This window comes from Martinezella lusitana (assembly GCF_010668395.1).
GTDB lineage: Bacteria > Pseudomonadota > Alphaproteobacteria > Rhizobiales > Rhizobiaceae > Rhizobium > Rhizobium lusitanum_A.
This window is the reverse complement of sequence record NZ_WUEY01000019.1, coordinates 77646-101645: the sequence shown is the minus strand read 5'-3', so window position 1 is coordinate 101645 and position 24000 is coordinate 77646. Positions and strand designations below refer to the sequence as shown.

17 protein-coding genes are annotated in these 24000 nt (G+C 59.6%); 10 read left to right on the top strand and 7 right to left on the bottom strand.

Features of this window, described 5'->3' with window-relative positions; all coding sequences use genetic code 11:
• Position 1: 1 nt before the first annotated feature.
• Positions 2-1186, bottom strand: coding sequence for a DegT/DnrJ/EryC1/StrS family aminotransferase (locus GR212_RS28860; RefSeq protein ID WP_163992013.1), 1185 nt, complete (start codon positions 1184-1186; stop codon positions 2-4).
• Positions 1187-1398: 212 nt separating this feature from the next.
• Here GR212_RS28860 and GR212_RS28855 point away from each other — a divergent pair, with 212 nt between their 5' ends.
• A complete protein-coding gene (locus tag GR212_RS28855; RefSeq protein ID WP_246726024.1) occupies positions 1399-3114 on the top strand; it encodes a GMC oxidoreductase in 1716 nt (571 codons plus the stop codon).
• Here the strand turns inward: GR212_RS28855 and GR212_RS28850 are convergent.
• The 6 genes from GR212_RS28850 to GR212_RS28820 all read right to left on the bottom strand — a co-directional run bounded on the left by GR212_RS28850 (position 3111) and on the right by GR212_RS28820 (position 12698).
• Positions 3111-3947 (bottom strand): methyltransferase, TIGR04325 family, encoded by an 837-nt coding sequence (locus tag GR212_RS28850; RefSeq protein WP_163992009.1) that lies wholly within the window; start codon positions 3945-3947, stop codon positions 3111-3113. The genes GR212_RS28855 and GR212_RS28850 overlap by 4 nt on opposite strands.
• Positions 3948-3984: 37 nt before the next feature.
• Complete coding sequence (locus GR212_RS28845) at positions 3985-5433, bottom strand: oligosaccharide flippase family protein (RefSeq protein ID WP_246726023.1); 1449 nt, start codon at positions 5431-5433, stop codon at positions 3985-3987.
• Between the two features lie 502 nt (positions 5434-5935).
• On the bottom strand, positions 5936-6628 hold the full coding sequence (locus tag GR212_RS28840; RefSeq protein WP_163992005.1) for a sugar transferase: 693 nt from the start codon (positions 6626-6628) through the stop codon (positions 5936-5938).
• Between the two features lie 132 nt (positions 6629-6760).
• Entirely contained in the window at positions 6761-8068 is a 1308-nt protein-coding gene (locus tag GR212_RS37650; protein ID WP_163992003.1) for a glycosyltransferase, read from the bottom strand.
• Between the two features lie 4 nt (positions 8069-8072).
• Entirely contained in the window at positions 8073-11330 is a 3258-nt protein-coding gene (locus GR212_RS28825; protein WP_246726021.1) for a GNVR domain-containing protein, read from the bottom strand.
• 30 nt (positions 11331-11360) lie between these two features.
• Positions 11361-12698 carry a polysaccharide biosynthesis/export family protein gene (locus GR212_RS28820; protein ID WP_163992000.1) on the bottom strand — a complete coding sequence of 446 codons (1338 nt, stop codon included), beginning with the start codon at positions 12696-12698 and terminating at the stop codon, positions 11361-11363.
• Positions 12699-13010: 312 nt separating this feature from the next.
• Between GR212_RS28820 and GR212_RS28815 the strand changes: the two genes are divergently transcribed.
• From GR212_RS28815 to galE, 9 genes are all read left to right on the top strand, one after another.
• Positions 13011-14207 carry a glycosyltransferase gene (locus tag GR212_RS28815; RefSeq protein ID WP_163991998.1) on the top strand — a complete coding sequence of 399 codons (1197 nt, stop codon included), beginning with the start codon at positions 13011-13013 and terminating at the stop codon, positions 14205-14207.
• Between the two features lie 492 nt (positions 14208-14699).
• Positions 14700-16391, top strand: a complete 1692-nt coding sequence (locus tag GR212_RS28810) for a putative bifunctional diguanylate cyclase/phosphodiesterase (protein WP_163991996.1) — start codon at positions 14700-14702, stop codon at positions 16389-16391.
• A 45-nt stretch (positions 16392-16436) separates the two neighbouring features.
• Positions 16437-16943, top strand: a complete 507-nt coding sequence (locus GR212_RS28805; protein ID WP_246726036.1) for a ubiquinone biosynthesis methyltransferase UbiE — start codon at positions 16437-16439, stop codon at positions 16941-16943.
• Entirely contained in the window at positions 16940-18115 is a 1176-nt protein-coding gene (locus GR212_RS28800) for a class I SAM-dependent methyltransferase (protein WP_163991994.1), read from the top strand. Before GR212_RS28805 ends, GR212_RS28800 begins: the two co-directional genes overlap by 4 nt.
• A complete protein-coding gene (locus tag GR212_RS28795) occupies positions 18112-20472 on the top strand; it encodes a SpoIIE family protein phosphatase (protein ID WP_163991992.1) in 2361 nt (786 codons plus the stop codon). The genes GR212_RS28800 and GR212_RS28795 overlap by 4 nt, the downstream gene beginning before the upstream one ends.
• Positions 20473-20476: 4 nt before the next feature.
• Positions 20477-21031, top strand: a complete 555-nt coding sequence (locus tag GR212_RS28790; RefSeq protein ID WP_163991990.1) for a slr1658 superfamily regulator — start codon at positions 20477-20479, stop codon at positions 21029-21031.
• Between the two features lie 20 nt (positions 21032-21051).
• Positions 21052-21390: a slr1659 superfamily regulator gene (locus GR212_RS28785; protein WP_163991988.1), complete on the top strand. Its 339-nt coding sequence runs from the start codon at positions 21052-21054 to the stop codon at positions 21388-21390.
• Between the two features lie 596 nt (positions 21391-21986).
• Positions 21987-23000 carry a UDP-glucuronic acid decarboxylase family protein gene (locus GR212_RS28780; RefSeq protein WP_163991986.1) on the top strand — a complete coding sequence of 338 codons (1014 nt, stop codon included), beginning with the start codon at positions 21987-21989 and terminating at the stop codon, positions 22998-23000.
• On the top strand, positions 23000-23986 hold the full coding sequence (gene galE, locus GR212_RS28775; RefSeq protein ID WP_163991984.1) for a UDP-glucose 4-epimerase GalE: 987 nt from the start codon (positions 23000-23002) through the stop codon (positions 23984-23986). The genes GR212_RS28780 and galE overlap by 1 nt, the downstream gene beginning before the upstream one ends.
• Positions 23987-24000: the final 14 nt, after the last annotated feature.

Below are 24000 nucleotides of genomic sequence, written 5' to 3'. Positions count from 1 at the left end.
GCTAGATCGTGGCGTAGAAGAGGCCGGTGGGCTTGGATTTGGCCTGCCGTGACATTTTCCGGGCGATATGGGCAACCAGCGCGACGGGATAGTTCTCGCCAAGGCTGATGCGGCAGGTGCGCTTCAGGATATCCAACGTTTGCGCGCAGAGTTCCGGCGTGTATTCGATCTTGCGATCCGTCCAGTGAAACGGATTCATCGCCGGATGGCCGGTGCGCTGCTGCAGTATCGGCTGCCAGTTGGTATAGACATGGCGGCTGGAATCGAAGAGCCGGTAGACGCCACGCCTGTTTTCCTCGGCAAATCTCTTAGCCTCTTCCGACGTCTCGAAAATGACGTGAAGGCCGGCGGCATTGGCGACATCGTTGTGAGGCCCCACCATGAGCCGGCCGTTCTTGGAGAAGATCTCGCTTATCACATCGTAGCGTTCGCGCATGCGGGCAATCATCGGGTCCAGCTTCTTCAACTGGACGTTCAGCATTGCGCCCTGGATCTGGTTCGCCTTGAAGTTCACTCCCAGCATGGGCGGCTCGTTGGCATTGTCGAGGTGACCGCGAAACATGGAGCCGATATCGTGGTACATGCGGGCGCGTGCGAAAAGCCGCGCATCGTTGGTCGCGATCGCGCCGCCTTCGCCGCAATTTATGTTCTTGAACTGGTTGAAGCTGAACGCCCCGAAATCGCCGATCGTGCCGACCCGCTTGGTCTTGTAGCGCAATCCGACGGCCTGACAAGCGTCCTCGATGACCACCAGGTTGTTCTCGCGGGCGATGCGCATGATACTATCCATGTCGCACACCATGTTCGACATATGGACGGGAATGATTGCCCTTGTCTGCGGGGTGATCTTGCGCAGTATGTCCTGCGGATCCATGGTGAGCGTATCGTCTATATCGACGAGAACCGGTACGGCGCCGGCCGCCAGAGGCGCGGCTGCGGTCGCGATCCAGGTGTAGGCCGGCACCAGCACTTCATCGCCCGGCCCGACGCCGGCGGCGACCAGTGCCGAAACCAGGGCGCCTGTTCCGCTACTCATGGTAAGCGCGTGCCTGACGCCGAACTTAGCACAGAAATCGGCCTCGAAACGCCCCAGCGGGCCGCCGGTCTCGTCGCTGTATCGCGCCAGCTTTCCAGAGGCAAACACCGGCGCGAGCGCCAACCACTCCCGTAACCCCACTTTGGCCATACTCTTTGCTCCCCAGGAAATGCGGCATTTGCGTAGGAGCCTAACGTGTGGACACGCGATTTTCAGCATGGCCATCCGACTGAAAACAATATCGGAACGATCACAACACCTATCCGAAATCGGTAGATATCGAGCCCGCCTATGCCAATCGAACAGTTATCCGCGCGCACGCGATGCTGGTAAAAATGCGGAAAAGCGGATGGAAAACGACCATGATGAACCACGACTTGAGATCGATGCCGGAAGCCATTGAAATGCATCCCGATATTGCCATCATCGGGGGTGGCCCCGCAGGAATTGCGATTGCGCGCGAACTCGCGGGTACGCAGATGCGCGTTCTGGTCATCGAAAGCGGCGGCAGCGATTACGAGGCCGAGATTCAGGCATTGAATTCCGTCGAAAGCATCGGGCAACCTTTCGTCTCGACAGCGGCCACGCCTGAAGGACGGGGCTATACCGGCGCCTTGGCATGGCTGAACGATATCCCGGCATTCGAGCTGCGAAATCGCATGCTGGGCGGCAGCAGCCATACCTGGATCGGCAAATGCGCCGCCTTTGCCGAAATCGATTTTCTGAGCCGGCCGTGGCTGCCGCTTTCCGGTTGGCCGATCGAGCGTAGCCAGCTGCTACCGGCCATTGATCGCGCTGGCAAACTGCTCAACCTCGGGCCTAATCTTTACGACGAAAGCCTCTTTACACTCTTGCATTCGCCGCCGGAGGATCTCGGTTTGAACAAGCGGCTCCTGCAGCCGTTCTTCTGGCAGTTCAGTCACATGCGTCATCCGCGTGCCGAACCGACACGGTTCAGCCGCCTCGCGCGCGATATCACGGCCGGGAACATAGACTTTCTGACCCATGCCACGGTGACCCGGATCAATGTCGACGGAGAGGGCCGGACGGTAACCTCGCTGGAACTCAAGGGGCCGGACGGCCGCAGCGCAAGCGTCCACGCAAACACGGTCGTTCTTTGCGGCGGCGGCATCGAAAATGCACGCCTTCTGCTTGCATCGAATTCCGTGCAGCCGGTAGGTCTCGGCAACGGTCATGACATCGTGGGGCGCTACCTCTGCGACCATCCGCGCACCTCGCTCTGCCGCTTTACCGGTCGCGATATCGATGCCGTTGCAAAACACTTCAACTTCTATGGCGTGAACCATGGCGGACGGACGCATTTCTATCTTCGAGGACTGTCCCTGAGCCCGGAGATCCAGGCGTGGGAAAGCCTCACGAACTGCGCCGCCTATCCCGTCCAGATCCATGCCCAGGACGACCCCTGGGCGGCGCTCAAGCGCTTGACGAAGGGAGCGAGCAAGACGGTGAAGGAAGACCTTCTGGCCGTCGCGAAATCGACGGACATGGTTACGTCAGGACTTTATGACCGCATCATCCGTAAGCGAGGACTTCCCCACCGCTCGATCGAACTGCGTTTCGACGTGATGGCGGAACAGCAACTCGATTCCGAAAGCCGCGTCACGCTCACGGATCGACGCGACAGGTTCGGCCAGCCATTGCCGCGCATCAACTGGAAGATCGGCAGGCGTGAAACAGACAGCGTCAAACGGCTTGCGCTGACCATCGCCGACGAGTTTGCGCGCATCGGCCTGCCGAAACCACAACTTCCGGATTGGATCGCCGCTGACGACAATACCGGCGCCACGTTCATGGACATGGCTCACCCGTCCTGCACCACCCGCATGGGCACAGATCCGCGAACGAGCGTCGTCGATACCAATGCCATGGTTCATGGCATCGATGGGCTGTTCGTTGCCGGCAGTTCCGTATTTCCGACGCCGGGTCATGCCAATCCGACATTGATGCTGCTTGCCTTGTCGATCCGGCTCGCCGACCACCTCAAGCAGCGGCACGCGACCGCACGGTCGCACACGCTACAGGCGAGCGAACCGGACCTGTTGCTTCACCGAGGCTAGCCGAGCCGGAAATAGAAGCCGGCGCTCTCGCTGCGGCCCAGTTCGGGGTGGGTGTCGATGACGTGCGACAGGGACGGGATGGACCAGCGATCGACCTGCGTGTAGCCGAGCCTTGCAATATCGCCGATGAATTCGGCCTCGTTACGCATCTGGTAAGGGACATATGACTTGCCGATACGTTCAAGCGTGACGATTGCGCCATCCTTGCGGAGAGCGACCTTGTTGAGGATCAGATGTCGCGGCAGGTGCGGCATGCGCGCCAGAAGACCGGACAGGGGCATATCGAGATATTGCATCAGCCCCGATCCAAGGAAGAGCGGCATCGCGCCGGCATCCTCGATCCGTTCGACGAAGCTCAGCCCCGTCAAGCCTTCCTTTTCCGCAAGGCTTTGCCCGGCGCGGACGATGGCCGATAGATCATACACGGTCCAGCGAAACGAATCGTCCAACTGCAACAATGGACGAAAGGCGCGATATTTCGTTCCCATATGCCCACCCGCATCGACGAGGCCGTCGACCTCGGGCAGCAGGCTGCGCATCCAGAACAGCACGGAATAATCCCACGGCGCCACCTCGCACATCTTGGTGAAGGCGACGCTTGCGATCTCCGCATGGTCGTAGCCGGCCATTGTCCGCCTGCGGGCAGCCGCCATGGCGGCGTCATAGGAGGCATAGGCACCGGTAAATCGTCGCGGAAACGGGGAAAGATAGTTCAGCCGCCCTCCGGCCAGACGCAGAGGCGAGAAGCCCTGCGCGGCGGCTTGCACCGCGCCCTTTAGAGCTGATCGCGCATGACTGGACCACGGCGAACCGGACCACAACGAGGCTGTCATCTTCTATCTCCTTATCCATGCACGCCGGCGGCCGCCATCAGTGCCTGACCGACAGGACCGCGGCCGTATCTCCAATCATCTTCTCCAGCGCGAGAAGCGTGCAGATGTAGATCGCTCCCCCCGTGACGACCTGAAGCAGGACCGTCGGCACGCGCTGCATGCTGAATGTTTCGGCGAAATGGCCGAGCCCGTAGACAGCGATGGCCATCAAGGCGATGGCGACCGCAACATAGCCGCTCTTGCGTATGACCTGGCCCCACCCGAGGCCACCGTAGTTTTGCTGCAAATGCATCGAGGTCAGGAAAGAGATCAGCGATGCAACACATTGGCCCCAGGCCGCAGCTGCGACACCGAAGGGCGCGGTGACCAGGACGAGCGACACCGAAACCAACGCGTTGAGCAACAGGGTTCGCGGCATGCGCCTGATATTGCCCGACAGGGACAGAAGCGCCTCGGTGACGTAACCCGGGGTCAAAAGGACCTGCTTCATGGACAGGATAGCCACAAGGGCTGCGGCAGGCGCCCATTTTTCACCGAGCACGATACCGATCAGCTCGGACGATATCAGCGACAAACCGAGATAGATCGGCGCGGAAATCGCCATGAGGACGGTCATGAAGACGGTCGCGGATGAACCGGCGTCGCGAACCGACCTCCCGTCGGCGCCGATCACCATGGCCGACCGGCGAAACAGCGTCCAGGCAAGCATGCGCGCCGGCTCGCCGATGAGTTCGGAAAATGCCGCCACGATGCGTTCCGCGACGCGATAATACCCCGCCTCCGTAAGACCGAGAAAACTGCCGATCGCCAACGTTCCCGAATAGGAACGCAGAAAGAGGATCAGCCGGTTCGACAGGATATGACGCGAAAATTCGAGAACCTCGCGTGCAAAGGGCCAGGTCAGGTACAGATTGGGAAACCAGCCGAGCAGGATTGCAGAAGCCCCAAGACAGACCAGCTGCGATACGAGCCTGCCGGCCACAAGCGAAAACACATTCCACCCGAGCCACAGTCCCAGAAGGGTCGCGCAAAGTCCCGCTACCTCGCTCGCTATGCGGATGGCGGCCTGCTTGCGCAGAAGGCCACGGGCAACCAATAGCCCGTCATAAACGGCATAAAGAGACGATGGCAGGAACCAGCAGCTGAAGAGAACCAGAAGCAGCGCCTCGTGCGACCGGCCGAAATGGAGCCAGGCGACGGCGGCTGCAAGCAGGCCAGCGACGGTCACGAGCATGCCGGCAATAATCGAAATCGTGCCGATCTGGTCGAGCTCGCGCTCGCCGCATTCGGCCTTCATGACGAACTCGCCCCACCCGCCTTCCGCAATCACGACCAGCATGACCACGATGGCGGAGCTGAAGGCATAGAGACCGAATTCGGCCGATTCCAGCACACGGGCCGCAACGAGGAATATCAGAAGCTGAACGGCCTGCGAGACGATTTTCGAAACCAGCGTCGACGCTCCGTCGCCGACGACCGACGGCATGCGGGAGCGAAGCCAATGTCTCAGCGCGGCCCAACGGGTCCTTTTGGGATGAAGCGGGAGGCTGTCCATCAGCGCACCATCACGACAGGCTGAGGTGGGCGAAAACCAGAATTCACGATGCCTTGTCGGGTAGTCCTGGCGAAATATGCTGTGAACTTGGACAATGGCTTCAAGCTTTGCACCAGATAAAATGTATAGTGTTCCCATTCAGGACATGATTCCGTGCAATGAAGCGCTGCCTGTAAGCGGGAAAAGCTGGAAATATACGATATCATTTCACAAAGACTTCTCCCTTGGACACCGGGGTCCGATCGAAATTCTCGGCAACAGAAGAGGAGCTTGCCGGCCATCGTCATGAAACACCACGCAGAGCCGCTTATGAAAGACGACAACCATGACCATATCGCCTCAGGACAAACGGGCAGGTCGACCCAGAAATACCTCCTTCGATGGATGCTGGTGATCTTTTGCCTTGTCGTATGGGTCGCTGTAGCCGCGTTCTTCATTTGGTAAGACGTTCTTTTTCATTGCGCGCGAGCAGCACGACACCGACGGTTTTGACGAGAATGGCAAGATCGGCACGCATCGAACGGCTGTGGAAGTAATCCAGGTCGAATTGAATGCGCTCTTCATAGGTGGTGTCGGCCCGACGATTGACCTGCCAGAGGCCCGTGATGCCCGGCCGTAGCCCCAGATAGCAATAGAGGTTGGATCCGTAGCGCTCGAGTTCGGAGGCGACGACGGGACGAGGCCCGACAAGGCTCATCTCGCCGCGCTGGACGTTCAGCAGCTGCGGCAGCTCGTCGGCACTGCTCATGCGCAGATATTTTCCGAGCCAATGCACGCGTGGATCATTCGTCAGTTTCTGCGTCGACAGCCATTCCAGCTTTCGCTTCTCGTCGCGGGCAAGCAGCTCCGCCAGATACCGATCCGCATCCTTGCGCATCGTGCGGAACTTGAGGCATTCGAACGGCCGTCCGTCACGGCCGATGCGGGTATGGCGGTAGATGATGGGGCGGCCATCGACCAGAAGCAACGCGATCGCGATGACAAGCAGCGCCGGCGCCATGAACAACAATCCTGCACCGGAAAGAAGTAGGTCGACAACGCGTTTCGAGCGGCCGAACCGTTCCGCCCTTTTCACTTCGCGGCGAGTTCGCTCGCGGTGGGCAACGTCGTCAAAAGTCGATAACATATCTCAGACCCCTCACCACTCTTAGCTTCTCCCAAGAGGCTGCCAGCTGCCCCCATCCTTGACAATTGACCCTGCGGGCATCGGGCTAGTCCCATTGGCGTAGGGGGTCGAACAGGCGTCTAACCACAAGCGTCAGCTCCTCTCATCGATCAGCCGACCCACGACCGAAAAGTCGCCGATTGTCGTTGTCTTCGCGGCCAGGCTACCCGCATTTGCGCGTTCCAGAACGTCATCGTAGAACGCCAGCAACGCGTCCAGCCATGATGCCGGCGTGTGTGCGAGGTCACCCGATCGGCGGATGCAGTTCACGCTCATCGTCCGCAGCAGCATATCGTCGCCGGCAAGCCGGCGCATTCCGCTCGCCAGCGTTTCCACCTTGCCGCTTTGAAACGTCAGCCCGCATCCAAGGGTCACGAGCTCGTCGCTCAGGAGCGCCGTATCCGGTAAAATCACGGGTATGCCGCTTGTCACGGCCTCGAGCGCCGCCAGCCCGAACGGTTCGGGCACGCGCGACGAAACGACGAGGGCGCGCGCGTGGCAAAGTATGCTTCGCATCTCTTCCTTGGATTTCCATCCGTGGATGGCGACATCCGGAAAATCCCGCTCCAGGCGAGCCCGGCCTGCGCCGTCGCCTATGACGGAAAGCTTCACGCCGGCAAGCCGCGCCGCCATCGCGGCATCTTCAAATCCCTTTTCCGGTTCAAGCCGGCCGACAAAGAAGAAATCGCGGTTTTTCCACGGATCGGAAGGACCGCTAAGAAAAGGTTCGACCGGATTGCGGATGATTTCGATATTGGCCGGCTGGATCTGCCCTCGCGCGAAATAATCGAGCATGCGATGATGTACGACCACAATGTTGGCCGCAACCTGCCGGATGGGATAGTAGTGCTCCCGCAGCAGGTGGCGCGCCGAACGCCAGAGCTTCTCGTGATAGCCGCGTTTGTCGCAATTCGTCGTCAGACAACCGATCGACATTGGCGTAAGGGGGCAGACCTGGTTCTTGCGATAATTGGCAAATCCCCCGTTGGGACAGGAGAGAAAATAGTCGTGGGCGTGCAGGACGACCCGTTCGCGCACCGGCCATAGGGCGCGGAAGATCGAAGGGGACAGGATCTTCGACCAGCCATGGACGTGATAGACGGTGCCCTCCGTATCGGCTTCCGAAATAAGATCGCTCAGGCAAGTGTAGGCTTGGCGATTGTAGAGACCGTTGGCAAATGCATTCAGACGGCTCTGCTGCATCAATGGTTGTGCTGCCAGATTGATGGTTTCGGACGCTGGCCGATCGGAGCCGGCGGTATCGCCGGCAAAATAGGTTACGGCGATCCCCGCATCCTGCAGCAGGGCGGCCGAAAGGATGGCCAGATTCGATGCGCCGCCTATTCTCGCGGAACGATCGTTGATGACGACGACACGATCAAGACCTGATGAGCGCGCCACTGGACTATTCCAACGCTTCGATATTTTGCGGCGCCAGCCTGCCCTTCAGCAGATCGCGAAACGCGATGACGTTGCCTTTGAGCCGCCCCTTGCGGTCGACCCATGGCTCCGGCCGCCAGACCTTGACGAGATTGGCCGCGAGATTGCGGACGATCTGCATCGTGGCCTGCGGCACGCTCATGGTCCGTTTGCGCATGAGATAGAGCGGGTTTGCAATCTGCGAGTAGCCAAGGCGGAGACCACCCGATCGGCCGCCTTTGGTCCCGAGGTGAACGCCCTCGAGCTGCCTGGCGCTGACGACCTGACCGTAATGGGCGACCAGCCGGCTGAAATCGACGTCCTCGAGCCATCCGTAGAACGGCAGGTTCTCGTCGAAGCGCAAGGCGGCGGCCCTGACGATCGCCATACGGATCGCCATGTTGCAGCCATAGGCATTGTAGATCGGCCGAATCTGCATGGCATGCTCCGATCTGCGGCCTCGCTTGACATTGACCAAACGTAAGCCGTCGCGAACGGAGATACCCGGCCCGGTGATGCCATCGGCCAATACCGTGCCGGTGCACATGGCGACATCGGGCTGAAGCTGAAACAGCCGCTCCGCCTCTTCGACATAGGTCGGCGTCATCAGGAAGTCGTCATCGAGGAAAAGAACGACGTCGGCATCCTGAACGCTATCGAGGATCCGATTGCGCTGGCGGCAAAGTCCACGCTCGGAAATGAGCACTCGGACAGGAAAGTCGAGATTTCGCAGGCAGCTTGGATCGATATCTTCCGGCGACGAAAGGCAGACGATAACCTCGTCCGGCTTGCGGGTCTGGCTGGCGATATGCGGTAGCATGGACGACAGGATATCGCGCCGGCCGGTGCTTGCGACACCGACGATGACCTTCAGGCGACGCCCTGCGGCATGGCCCGTGAGGCGCCTTGCGGATGCCCGTATCTGGCGATTTTCCGATCTGCGTCGCAAAAAGCGGGTGTGCTGGCGCTGGCGCTTCTCGTGGCTGCGATTGGCAATGATGCCGAGGATATTGATGGTCGTCGTGCCGAAGCTGGCAAGCGCGTCCGACAATCGCTCGACGGTCATCTTGTTCGTTTGCCCGACGACGACGACGATGCCTTCGAGATAGGTGCAGATAACACGCGTATCGGCCGAGTCTTCGAACGCCGACATGTCGACGATGACGACCTTGTATTGCCGCCTCAGCAGGTCGATCTCGGCCTTCAGCGCAGGGAGATGCCCATAGCGCTGGAAAGTGGCGACGGATTTTTCCGTCTCGTCGACGGTGACGACCGGAACACCACCATGGGCCTGCCCGATCTCGGCCGAAGGCTCGTGATCGGCCTTCGCGACCAGCTGGCCGGCCTCATGAGCGACGGCGTAGCGGCGCGGCACGTCATTGATGCTCAGCGCCTCCATGCCGAATTCCGTGCCGGACTCCGTCACCACGCAGCTCAGCCTTGCATTGAGGAAGTCGGCATCGACCAGCACGACCGAGGCGCCCTCGTGCTGGTAGAGCTGCGCGAGATTGGTCGCGATCGTCGTCTTGCCCTCGCCGGTGCCGACCGAGGTGATGCCGACCACCATGGGGGCGTTCGGCGGGAACGCGGAGTCGATCGAATGCTTGACGCCGCGCAGCGCCTCGGAAAACTGCGAGTAAGGCGTGTCGAGAACGGATCTCAATGGCAGCATGGTTCGTCGCCAGGTGGAATTTGCCACCACCATGTTCCCAGGCAGGAACGACGGGCTGGAATAGACGGGGACATGACCCAGCGAGGTGATCCCCAGTTCCCGCCGCAGCTTTTCGCTGGAACTGACGCGGCGATCCAGGCCATCCCTCAAAAGGGCGGCCATCACCCCGGCGGCAAGGCCGAGCATGGCGGTGAACGGCACTACGAACGAGGATTTCGGCCATGTCTTTGCCAGCGGCACCGCTGCGGCCGTGACGACGCGGACGTTGCCGAGCGGGAACGATTCCTTTTGCAGTGCCCCTATCAACTGCTGCAGGATGCTTTCATACATCCGGCGATAGGTTGTTGCCCGGCTTTCCATCTCCGACAGCTCCACCCGTGCCAGATTCTTGTCCGCTCCGGCTTCCTTCAGCGAGGACAGTTCATCCCCGAGAAGTTTTTCGCGGGTCTGGGCGACCTCAAGATTTGACTTGTAGACGGCCTGGATGCGGTCGAATTCCTTGCGCATGTCACCCTTCAGCCGATCGATTTCCTGCTGCGCGGCGACGATGGCGGGATTATCGGCATCATATCTGCCGGCAAGATTGTTGAGCTTGATGGTAGCGGCTCCGAGATCCTCCTGCAGCTTCTGGATGCGCGGGTTGTTCATCGTCTCGTCGACATCGCCTTCGACCTTGCCACCTGCCATCAACTGGTTGAGGGTGGCAAGCTTGGCTGTCTCTGCCGCGGTTTGCGCCTTTGCAGCAACTGCCTGACTGCTGATCTCCGACAATTGCTGCTGATCGAGAGACGAGGACGTGCTGATTTCCATGATACCGTTCTTGGCACGGAACGCTTCGACGTTCATGGCTGCCTCGCGAGCCTGCCGGCCGACTTCGATCAGCCGCGTTTCCAGCCAATTGGCGCCGCTCTGCGCTGCGGAGGCGCGCTCGGAGAGACCTGTGCTGATATAGGCTTCCGCAATCGCGTTGGCTGCCTGCGCCGCCTTGTACGGATCGACCGAACTATAGCCGATCTCGAGGATATAGGATTGGCCGACGCGATTGACCGAAACCCGGGAGAGGAAGGAGGCCATGGTGCGGCGCATCAGGTCGTCCTCGCTGACCTCGGCCTTGGCGCCATCGCTCTCTTCATGCTTGAAGTGGCTGATGATCGCGCGCAGCTTGTCGTGCAACGCGGCCTGCCACGACACGCCCCCGACGATTTCAGGATCTTCGGTGAGGTTGAGCTTCTCGACGACGGCGCGCGCTATCGCCTCGGATTTGACGATTTCGACCTGGCTTGCAATTTCGGCGGCTTCAATGATGACCGTGCCGGTGAATGCATCCTGCGAGACGATGCGTCCCTGGTCGGGATCCATGACGAGCCGTGTGGTCGCCAGATAAACCGGCTGCGTCGTCGCCATATACAGGCCGCCGATGCCGATACCTGCGCCGGTGAACAGAGTGAAGATCAACCAGTGACGCTGCAGGAAGCGCCAGACATCGCGAAACGAGATATATTCGCTGTCCCCCGCGCCTTTGCTATCCGATGGAGTGCCCCGCAAACTATTGCCGATTTCGTGAATTGCCATGTTCGTCGCCCCACTCTTGCTCGCTTATCGTTATTGGGATTGACCGGCATCGGCTGACGAGAGCGTCGCACCGTCCAGACTTCCGGAAATGTCGTAGCGCACATCGAGAACATCTCCCGGCTGCAGCTCGGTCGCCTCCGATGCCTTGATGGCGTCGGCTTCGCTGCCGCTTCGGGTAATCCAGTATTCAAGCGGCTGAAGGTCGAGCGCCTTCGTGGTTTGGCTCCGCGAAAGTGACGCTCCGGAAATCTGCAGCAGTTGCAGCGTCGTGTTTCGCTTCAGCTTCGTATCTTCGATTTCCGCCTCGGTGGTCTGCAGCTGTTGCCCGGCCTCCGTCTTGCGCTGCCCCTGGAGATTGAGAGCGTCGCGCTCGGTCTCGCTCAGCTTCTGTTTTGCCTGCATCGATGCGACGACAAGGTCCAGCTTGCCGGCCTGCATCTCGGCGACGATCCTTTCCAGCGAGGTCTTGCGCGACGTCGTCAAGATCTTGGTGTCGACCAGCTTGGAAATGTCGCTCAATTCGTCCTGCGCGATCTTCACCTGCTCGTCCTGCGACGACATCTTCTCATCGAGGATGTTGATTTCGTTGCGCAGCAGCGTTTCAAGATCGCCGGCGGCGTCTAGCTGCTGGCGCAATGCCGCTGCTCTCGCATTGAACAGATCGACCTCGCTCGTCATGATCAAAGCCACCGCCGATCCTTCGGGAGCGGCCTTGATCTCCGGCGGGAAGACGATCGCCGTCTGATCGTTGAGTTCGGCCATCAGACGCGCCTTGCGGGCGCCGAGCTGTTTCAGCTGCAGCTCCATGCGGCTGACTTCGCCGGCGTAGCTGATCTGCTGGGCCTCCGAAGAGTCGCCCGTCTGATTGGCGCGGCGCTCCCGCCCGCCGGCCATGGCGATTGCCTGCTTCACGGTCAGGCCGGGCTTGAATTCCAGCTCGCTCGGCTTCTCGACCGCGCCGGACACATAGATCATCGGATACTTGACGACTTCGACCGACGCCGTCGGCGCCACGGCCAGGCCGGTAATCTGCTTCAGCTTTTCGCCGATATCGGCGCTGATATCGTCGACCGTCTTGTCGCCGACCTGCATCTCCCCGATCATCGGGATCGAGATGGAGCCCGATTGCGACACGACATATTCGCCGTTCAGGGCGGTCCATTCCTTGTATTCGCCTGTCGCGGCAATCCATTCGACGATGGCGACCTTGATCCGGGTCTGAGGCACGACATGATACACGCCGCCCGTTGCCGCATGGACGTTGCCGGACAAACCTGTCCCGGCAAGCAGCAATGCCAGGACGCAAGGCACGAGAAGCCGAGACGGCCTCGAGGCAGGATGGTGAGGCAAAGCGGAAACTCCCAACATGAACCAAACTCTCGCTTCTGTGTCGCTTGCGCGATCAAACTGGCGAAGACGCCATCGGACGAGATCAGCAGCTGAACGCATAGCGTGTAAATCCCCTGCCGCAGCAACAGGGATTATCATTTGTGAGAGGGGGGTAGGCGATCCTGCGATCTCTTGGTCGTGCGGGCATATCCTTGTGTGCAGGCCGCGATCGGCAGCTAAATCTTTTGGTTACTCCCTTCGACCATTTGGATGCCGTGGTGAACCGATGTGGGCCCTGTCGCAAAAGTTGCCACCTGCCCAATGTTGTTTGAACCCATGGAGGGAAGAGCAATGCGGGTAGCGATCGTGCATTACTGGCTGGTGTCGATGCGGGGCGGCGAAAAAGTGGTCGAGGCCCTCTGCGACATGTATCCGGACGCCGACATCTTCACTCTTGTCTACGATGAAAACCGCGTCTCGGAAAAAATCCGCAAGCACAAGATCTACACATCCTTTCTGCAGCGCATTCCCGGCGCCGTCAGATCCTATCAATCGCTTCTGCCGCTCATGCCGTTTGCGCTGGAGAGCTTCGATCTCAGCGATTACGATCTGATCATTTCCAGTGAGTCCGGTCCGGCCAAAGGCATCATTCCGTCGCCGCGGGCGACGCATGTCTGCTACTGTCACTCGCCCATGCGCTATCTTTGGGATCACTACCACGTCTACCGCTCCCACGCGGGCCTGGCATCGCGGCTGATGATGCCGATGCTGGCGCCGCTGCTGCGCTCCTGGGACGTCAATACGAGCCTGCGCGTCGATCGTTTCGTGGCCAATTCGCATCATGTTTGCGATCGGATCAGCAAATATTACCGGCGTTCCGCAACCGTCCTATATCCGCCGGTCAATGTCGACGATTTCACGCCGGCGACGTCGATCGAGGACTTCTACCTCTGCGCCGGCCAATTGGTTCCCTACAAGCGGGTCGATTTGGCGGTGGCGGCCTTTACGCGGATGAATCGCAAATTGCTTGTTATCGGCGAAGGCAAGCAAATGGAGGAGCTGAAGCGCGCAGCCGGCCCCACCGTCACCTTCCTGGGCAGGGTTCCGTTTCCGGTGCTCAAGGAGAAGCTGGCCCGTTGTCGCGCCCTGATATTTCCCGGCGAGGAAGATTTCGGCATCGTTCCGGTGGAAGCCATGGCAAGCGGCAGGCCAGTCATCGCCTATGGCAGCGGCGGCGCGCTGGAGACGGTCATTCCGGACCTGAGCGGGGTCCTCTTCGGCAAGCAGTCGGTAGACTCGCTCATCGAGGCCGTGCTCGATTTCGAGGCCACGGAACATCGCTTCCATTCCGACGAACTGCAGGCACACGCGGAGCAATTCAGTCTTCATAAGTTCACGGCGGGCATGCAGACCATCATCAACGAGGAGCTGCTGATCCGCAGGACCGACCGGTCTCGCAGCCATCGTCCCATCGCGGCCATGCAACGCGGGCTCGAAACGCAATTGCCCGTGCTTGCCACAAAGCCGCACAGCACCACGCTCCAATAGGCCGGACCGACATCTGAACCCAAAGCACACTGGCGATGGCCACGCGGGAAAAAGCGGGGCCACGTCTTGGAGCCATGAAACGTGAGGGACGATCACTTTCCTGCGGAGCAACCTGGGACGCTCTTGGCAGCAGGCGGGCGGCCTCTCATCCTGTGTCGACGCAAAATATCCCGCGTTTCACCCGTCCAAGCATGACCAATCGGCAACCGCAGCTTTCACCCGGCCGCCGCCCACCACTTCTCTTTGCCTGAAACGAAACAAGTCGTAACCGGAACGCGTCTTTTAGTCAGCATATGTCCCGACAATCATTGCTAAATCATGATCCAGTAATATATTCGCTTATAGCGGTTGCCACGTTCTGGTAAGTTATGTCCTGCGCCTGCACGCTCGATCAGACCTGCGACTTTCGATCCGCAGGGTCCGATGCGAACGGGCCAGTTCAAACTGAACACGGCCAGATATTGCGCAGCCGGGTTGGGAGGACTAGGCCTTATGCCCGAAAACCGAGTGGATCGGTCGCAGAAAATTCCCGAACCTGACAACGGCTTTGAGGCGGCGATCTCACTTTGGAACCTCGATCTCAAGCTGATCGATTCCTCCGAAGCATTTAACGACCATATCGGTGTTGCATCTCGGAAAGACATGGCACTGTGGGAGGCCTATCCCATGCTTGCGGAGCCGGCGCTTGCCGCGCTCGTCCGGCAGGTGATCGATACCGGTGAACCCCGGACGATCGCGCTCGCCGCGCGCAAGCCCGGAAATCGCGACCTGCTGCTATCCCGCATTCAGAAAGGGCTCCTGATCGTTGAGAGCAGGAGAAAAGCCGATGAGAGCCTGTCGTCAGAAGACAGCGAAAGAGAAAGGCTCATCCATCAGGCGACGCATGACGTCCTGACCGGATTGCCCAACCGCCGCCAGTTCAGCGCAGCGCTGGCGCAACTGCTCCCGGCCAACGGGAAGCTGGGGCCTGCGCTCATGCAGCTCGATCTCGATGACTTCAAGCCCGTCAACGATACCCTCGGCCACGGCGCTGGCGATGTCGTATTGCAGCTGGCCGCCGCCCGGATCAAGGAAACGCTTGGCCGGGCCGGGACGGTCTACCGGCTTGCCGGCGACGAGTTCGCCATCATCCAGGTGGGATCGCAAAGGGCGTTCGAGCCCGAAAGGCTGGCAGACGAGCTGATCGCCGAATTCAGGAAGCCTTTCACGGTCAATGGAATTTCCCTCTTCGTCGGCGTCAGCGTGGGAATTGCGATTGCTCCGCGCGACGGCAACGAAGGAGAGCAGTTGATGAAAGCTGCCGACGTCGCCCTTTACGCAGCGAAGAAAGAGGGACGACGCCGGGCGCGAACCTTCGACCCCGGCATGCTCATCGTGGTCGAACAGCGGGAATTGCTGCGGCGCAGCCTGCGCGTGGCGCTCCAGCGCGATGAATTCTTCATCGAATATCAGCCTCTGGTGAAGCCGCCCTCCAGCGTGGTGGGCTTCGAGGCGCTGCTGCGCTGGCGGCATCCCACCCTGGGGATCATTCCGCCGGCAGCCTTCATTCCCATGGCGGAGGCCGATGGCCTCATGCGTGAAATCGGCCAATGGATGCTCGAGGAGGCTTGCCGCGAAGCCCTTGCGTGGCCGGCGCATTATACGCTCGCCGTCAATCTTTCGCCGGCCGAATTCCTGACGCCGGGTCTTACCGATCGTATCTCGCAAACGCTCGACGTCGTCGGCTTTCCGGCGGAGCGTCTGGAACTGGAAATCACGGAAGGGGTGCTGCTGGAGCGCACCATCAACAATCTGGATACGCTGAACACCCTCAACGTGCTCGGCATACAGATTTCGCTCGACGACTTCGGCACCGAGTATTCCTCCCTCAGCTACCTCAAGAACTTCCCCTTCGATACCATCAAAATCGACCGCTATTTTATCAAGGATCTCTTGCAGGATACGAAGAGCCAAACGATAGTTCGCTCGGTGATCAGCCTGGCCCACGGTCTGGATATGCGCGTAACCGCCGAGGGTGTCGAGACACCGCAGCAGGCGGCGTGGCTCCAGCAAGAGGGCTGCGACCGGTTGCAGGGCTTTTGCATCAGTGCGCCGCTTCGCGCCGACAGACTTGAGGAGTTCATAAAGCAGGGCACACGTATCCAATCGACTGCACCTTTTGACGAATTTCGCGCCGGCCCCTGACTTTCTTGAAACGCGTTTCATCCAGGAGTTTCTCAAGTGGATACCATGGGAATGCAAGCGGACGCGGCCTCGGAGCCATTGCTTGAGCTGAAGATGGAAATGACGATCTTCGTAGCGGATTGGCTGCATTGCGATCAATGCGCTGCGTATGTGGCCCGCATGGTCAGCCACGACCGCCCCGATCCCATCCGCCATGCCAATCTGCTTTCGGCCGCCCTGAACGAGCTCTTCGAGATGTCGTTCCATGCGAGAGAGTGCAACGGCGCGCTGACGTGCCGCTTCTATCGAAGAGGGCCGACCGAGCGGATCGAACTGATCTTCCCTTGCTCGGCAGACCAGCGCGTCTTCTACGAGACAATCCTTCATCACATAAAAAGCGGCCGGGCACTTGCGGACTATCTGGATGTCATCACCAACGACGACGTTCGTGCCGAGCACGCGATCCTTCTCGGCCTGGCGCTCAACTATGACGCCGACATAACCCTGGACGAACAGGAGGCGGGAATGCTGACTCTTGTGGTGGATCTTGCACTCGAAAGGCTACTCAATTGAGCGACCCTTCGTCCGACCGTTTCACGGCGCAATTCGATGTCAACAACCAGGAATTTTCCCTGTCCGGGGTGATCCGGCCACATTCCGTTTCAGAGCTTGCCGATGACCTGGCGCTGCTGCGCAGCGGCATCGAAACGGTGAACGGCATCTGCTACATCAATCTGAAGCGCGTCACCCACATGAACAACACGGCGTTCCGCGCTCTGACCCATGTCCTTCTCGACGCTACCCGCTCGCGGCCGGATCTCAAGCTGACGGTCGTCGCTTCGAGCGTCGTTGCATGGGCATCCCGGCTGTTTCGCCATTTGAGCGATCTCTCGCCCAACATCACCGTCGATATCTACGATTCCGCCTTTTATCCGGGCCAGACCTTCGTGGAGAACCAGAGCTTCATACCGATCCTCAGGACGCAGACGAAAATGACGTGGCGGCACGAGCGTGAGATATTGCCGCGCCACGGACTTCGCGAGGGAATGCACCTCGCCGATATCTGCTGCGGCATCGGCGATTTTGCGATGCTGTTGCGGAAGGATTTCAAGCCTGCGCGGATCGTCGCGCTCGATCACTCGATCCCGAGCCTGGACTATGCCCGCAAGGTCGCGGACGACTTCGACGTCCGGGACATCGAATATACCTATGGCGACGCCTCTCAAATGCTGTTCGAGAGCGATCAGTTCGATTTCGTGACCTGCAGGCATTCTTTGCAGATCTTCGACCGCCCGGACGTCCTGCTGCGGGAACTCTATCGCATATGCAAGCCAGGCGGCAGGGTCTACATCACCAACGAGAAGAACTCCCATTGTCTCGGGGAGCCCAGGGCCGACAGCATCCAATGGACCTACACCGAGGTAGCCAAATTGTTCGCGCATTTCGATATGGATGTCGAGATGGGGCCGAAGGGTCGCCGCATGCTGCTCGACGCCGGCTTCACGGATGTGAGAATGGAAAGCTTCATGGTCACCAATCTCGATGGCGATCCCCAGGATTTCGCCGATATCATCACCGCATGGCAGAATGTCTATGCCGATGAAATGGCGGTCAGAAGAGGCGATCCGCCTGAATTCATAGAGCGCTTCAAGCAGGGCTTTGCCGATCATATTTTCGCGGCGCTCCACCCGAGAGGCTATGCCGGCTGGCCGATCTGGGCCTCATCGGGGCAGAAACCGCTATGACGGAAACAGCGATTGCCAGGAAAAGGCTCGGACTGCGCTCCTTTCGCGCCAAATTTCTGCTCGTTGTCGGAGGCGCCGTTCTTTTCGACCTGCTGGTCAGCGGTGGTCTTGCCCTGTGGAACGTGCAGCGCCTGTCGCGCAACGCCACGACCGAGGTCGGCCAGGGCCTGGAAAAGGCAAGCCAGGACTATATCCGCTCCTATGCGGATTCCACCGCCGCGCAGGTTGGCCTCCTTATCGATCAGGTCCATTCCGATGTGAAGGCGCTCGCCGGCGTGCTGCAGGGGCAGATCGACAATCCCACCCGGAACGGAAACGTCGGGGAAGCCATGGCCAAGGCGTCGCCGGGCGCCGTAACGGTAACCTACGACCCGGCCGGCCAGTGGGCGCAAAATCCACCCGGAACGCCCTCGGTCGTCAGCGTCTGGGGCTATCTGCTGGACAAGGACCACCGTCCGCTGCCGCAGGTGCAGGCCGACATAGAATGGAGTGCCGTGCTGGATCTGGTGGCTCCTTCGTTGCTCCACAACGGCGCGTCGAAGCTGCAGATGTACTATATCGGCCCGAGAGAGCGCCCGATCTTCCGGACCGCGCCCTACACGACGCAGGCCCAGACATTCGACCGGCTCTACCCCGGCCACAACAGCTCCGACTTCTGGACCTTCTTCTTCCCAGGCCTCTACGAGTCCTGGCAGCAATGGGCCGCGACCCCTTCGTCCCGGCCGGTTGCGGATTACATCACCCAGACCGCCCCCTATACCGATGCGATCACCGGGAAGCTGATCGTCAGCTTCTTCCACCCGCTCTGGACGCCCGACCGGCATGGCGTCGCAGGTGCGGCCGGAACCGATATTACCCTTACCCAGCTTGCCGAGATCGTCGAGAACGTGAAAGTCGCGCAAAGCGGCTTCGGTTTCCTGGCGATGTCGAATGGAAACGTCGTCGCGATCAATCCCGTCGGCGAAAACATCATTGGCCTGCGCGCCTCGAACGACGCTGCCGCCAAGGGTGTCACCGGCCTTGACCGATCGCTACGCAACAGCGTGCAAAAGGCCATCACAACGCTGCCGCTCGACGCGGACGGCGTGATCCAGCACATATCGCTGAGCGAACAGGGGGAAGACGTTCCCTATCTTGCAGTCGTCAAGCAACTGCGCCCGACCAATCTGTGGGTGGATGGCCCGGTGCGGCGCGAAGTCATGTCGCTTGGAATAGTGGTACCCGAACGCGAGATCTATGCGTCGCTCATTGCCGCCAAGGAGGAGATTTCGCGCGCCACCAACCGCATCCTGCTCTATCAGATCATGGCGGTTCTGGTTTCGCTGATGATCGTCACGGCCGCGGTCTTTGCCGCTTCGAAGCGCGTGACGAGCGGCATCAGCGCGCTGGCGAGCGCCGCCAAGCGCATACAGGCGAAGGACTACTCCGTCAGGGTCGATATCCCGACGAAGGACGAGGTCGGGGAAGCCGGCGTCGCCTTCAACAGGATGGCCGAAGACATCAGCTTCCACACCGAGAACCTCGAAAAACTCGTTTCGGACCGGACAAAGGAAATCGAAGACGCCAAGGAGGAGATTTCCGCTCTCAACGGCCAGTTGAAAAGCGAAAACCTACGGCTGGGCGCCGAGCTCAACGTCGCTCGGCAAATCCAGCTCATGGTCCTGCCGCGCGCCAAGGAGCTTACGGCGATCAAGCATCTCGAAATCGCCGCCTACATGCGGCCGGCCGACGAAGTGGGCGGCGACTATTACGATGTGCTGCAGAACGGAAACAATCTGAAGATCGGCATCGGCGACGTGACCGGACACGGGCTGGAAAGCGGCGTGCTGATGCTGATGGTGCAATCGATCGCGCGCGCGTTGCAGGAAGCCGGTGAAATGGACCCTGCAAAATTCCTGACCGATCTCAATCGCACGATCTTCAAGAACATCGAACGGACGAGGACGGACAAGCATCTGACCCTGTCGTTTCTCGATTATGACGGCAAGCGATTGACGATATCCGGCCAGCACGAAGACATGATCATCATCCGCCAGGATGGCCAGGTAGAGCGGATTGACACCGGAGATCTCGGTCTGCCGGTCGGTCTGGAACCCGATATAGCTCCCTTCATCGATACGCGGGAAGTCTCCTTCGAAAAGGGCGACATGGTCGTCCTGCATACGGACGGCGTGACCGAGGCGGAGAATTCGAAGGGGGAACTGTTCGGCTTCGAAAGGCTTCTGGAAGATGCGCGCCGGCTACACGGCGGAACCGCGGAAGAGGTGGTCAAGGGCATCCTCGACGACCTGATGGCCTATATCGGTACACAGAAGATCCATGACGATATCACCCTCGTGGTAATGCGGCACAGGTGAGAGCATGACAACTGCAATATACGGCACGGAACATCTGGTTTCCTTCAACGCACCCAATGCCCTGCGGATCTGCCTGTTCGATGGGCCGCTTCATCTCGCCTGGCGCCATTCGGCCATGACCTCGGATTTCATCGCCGAGACGATGGCTCTCAGCTTCCGCTCGTCCGAGCGCCACTATAAGACAGCGCGGCATGACATCGGCTACCTGACGAACGAGCTCATCGAAAACGCCATCAAGTTTCGCGTCGCCGGCGAGATCGTCATCGAAGCCGTGATGGACACTCATGATTTCAGGATGCGGATCGTCAATCTGATCGACCACGAGGCGACGACACGCTTTCAGCAGCTATTGCTGAAGGTGACGGATGGCGACCCCGGCGATCTCCTCATAGAACAGATCGAAGCAAGCGTTCTTGCGGGCGGCAATGCATCCGGGTTAGGACTGTTGACTCTGATGAGCGACTATCAGGTACAATTGGCCTGGCGTTTCGATGAAGACGGTCCGCATAAGCGGACGAAACTGCAAACCTATGCCGCGATGGCAATTTCACCGTCGTGAACCCCGCAAGAGGCCTCCCTATGGAAATTAAAGAAGAAGCGTTCCGCGTCTGGTCCGAAGGGAGCATCTTGTATTTTGATGGAACCATGCGGCTCGCCGGTCCCGACGCCTATGCGCCGGTCTATGATCTCGCAAGGTCGGTCCTTCATGGAGACGGCGGCAAGGCGACTTTCGATCTGACCGGCCTTCAGTTCCTGAACTCTTCAGGCATCAACCTGCTCGCCAAACTGACGATCGAGGCACGCAAGCATCCCGATATCCACCTCACCGTATGCGGTTCCTCGCAGATCCCCTGGCAAATGAAGTCGCTGCCGAATCTGAAGAAGCTCCATCCGCGCCTGGATTTACGATTGACGTGACGATAGCCGCTCATGGCCCGCATGGATGAAAGATCGATGCTGGATGACACGCGGCCATATCCCGCGTGAGTAAGACTCACGCGGCCGATCAAGACAGGCGGATGCCGAAAGGATCCGTCTCTTCATCGCAGAGCCGATGATCGAACTACCGAAAGCGCCCGGGCTTCCAAACAGGAATGCGAAAAGCCGGGTAGGTTGGCGGCACTGCGGGGCGCCATCTCTTCGTTCGGGCTTATTCCGTCAGTCTTGACTTACGATATCTATCCTCGTCCCGCGACCCTGCGTCGAAAGTTCCAGCATATATGTCTGTACGCGATAGAGATCGAAGTAAGCCCAATCGATATATTTCGCCATCGGCGCCACATTCGCGCCATTGCAGTATAAATCTTGAAAAGCGATTTCACTGCACTTCAGTCCAAAAAATGGACAGAAGGTAAAATTTCCGCACACGCTGATAACGACAGCATAGTTAAATATTAGTAAACTGTAATCAGAAATTGCAGCAATAATTCACAGTTGTATACGCCACATCGGAGGGGTGAAACATAGTTTCTCTCTGCCTATGCGGTTGCGTTCCCGAATTCCTGGAGGGTTTGATGGGCATTGCGTTCAAATCTACGAGCATATCTCCGAAAAATACTAGAAAAAACACAGTTCTTGTTGCGGGAGGGGCGGGATTTCTCGGTTCACATCTTTGCGACCGGCTCTTGCAGGAAGGTCAGGAGGTTATCTGCGTGGATGATTTCTCCACCGGGCGGATGGAAAACCTATGGCATCTGCTCCGCTATGATACATTCAGCTTTATCCGTCACGACATCATCGCCTCGCTCGATATACCCGTCCACGAGATCTACAATCTGGCCTGTCCGGCCTCTCCGCCGCATTACCAGGCCGATCCGATCCATACGATGAAGACATGTGTCTTCGGGTCGCTCAATCTTCTGGAACTTGCCACGCATCATCAGGCACGCATCTTCCAGGCGTCCACCTCGGAGATCTACGGCGATCCCCAGGTGCATCCGCAGCCGGAGACCTATTGGGGCAACGTCAACTCCTTCGGCCCCCGCTCGTGCTATGATGAAGGCAAGCGCTCCGCCGAAACGCTTTTCCGCGATTTCCACATCCAGCACGGCGTCGACATCAGGATTGCCCGCATCTTCAATACCTATGGCCCGCGCATGCGCCCCGATGACGGCCGTGTCGTTTCCAATTTCATCGTCCAGGCCCTCAAGGGACATGACATTACGGTCTATGGCGACGGTTCCCAGACCCGCTCCTTCTGTTACGTCGCCGATTTGATCGAAGGTTTCATCCGCCTGATGGGCAGCCAATCGGCAGTCCACACGCCGATCAATCTCGGCAATCCGGCCGAATTTACCGTGCGCGAGCTTGCCGAGCAGGTCGTCGCCCTGACCGGGTCGTCGTCAAAAATCGTCTACAAGCCGCTGCCGGTCGACGATCCCCGCCAGCGCCGACCCGATATCACGGTCGCAAAGCGAGAGCTGGGATGGGAGCCGTCGGTCGCCCTGACGGACGGTCTGAAGTCCACGATCGCCTATTTCGAACGCCAGCTGGTTCGGGCAAGCAGCGAGCTTTTCGAGGTTGCGTGATGGCCGGGCGAACAATACTCGTCGTGGGTGGCGCCGGTTTCATCGGCAGCCACACCGCGAAACTCCTCCACAAACAGGGCTTCGTGCCGGTCGTCTATGACAACCTGTCGACCGGTCACCGGACGTCCGTGCGCTGGGGGCCGTTGGTGGAAGGGGATATCCTCGATACGCAGCGCCTTGCCGAAGCGATCGAAAACCACAAGCCAGCGGCGATCATCCATTTCGCCGCCTCGGCCTATGTCGGCGAATCGGTCGGGAATCCGGCAAAATACTATGCCAACAACGTAAATGGCACACTGTCGGTATTGGAAGCATCGCGCCGGACGGGAGCGGACAAGCTCATCTTTTCGTCAAGCTGCGCCATCTATGGAATTCCCTCTCACCTGCCGATCCGCGAATCCGAGACGCCGCATCCGATCAATCCCTACGGCAGGACGAAGCTGATCGCCGAACATATGCTCGCCGACTATTCGGCCGCCTACGGGCTCACTTATGCGGCGCTGCGCTATTTCAATGCCTCGGGGGCCGATCCGGAGCGCGAACTCGGCGAATGGCACGATCCGGAAACGCATCTCATTCCGCGGGCGTTGCTGGCGACCGGAGGTTCGATCGAGACGCTCGACGTCTATGGTGACGATTACGACACGCCGGACGGAACATGCGTCCGCGACTATATTCATGTGATGGACCTTGCCCGGGCACATGTTCTGGCGGTGGAATATCTGCTGGCGGGCGGCGACAATCTTGCCGTCAATCTCGGCACCGGACGCGGCACCTCCATCAAGGAGATCGTGAATGCGATCGAGCGCGTCTGCGGCCGTCCCGTTCCTGTCGCCATGCGTACGCGTCGGCCCGGCGACCCGCCTGCCCTCTATGCGGCCTCGGACCTTGCCGCCGAAAAACTGGGCTTCCGTGCCCTTCATTCGGACATCGATACGATCATACGCACTGCCGCTCCGTTTTTCGGGCTGGAGGTGCGGGGATGAGTTCGATCCGGACA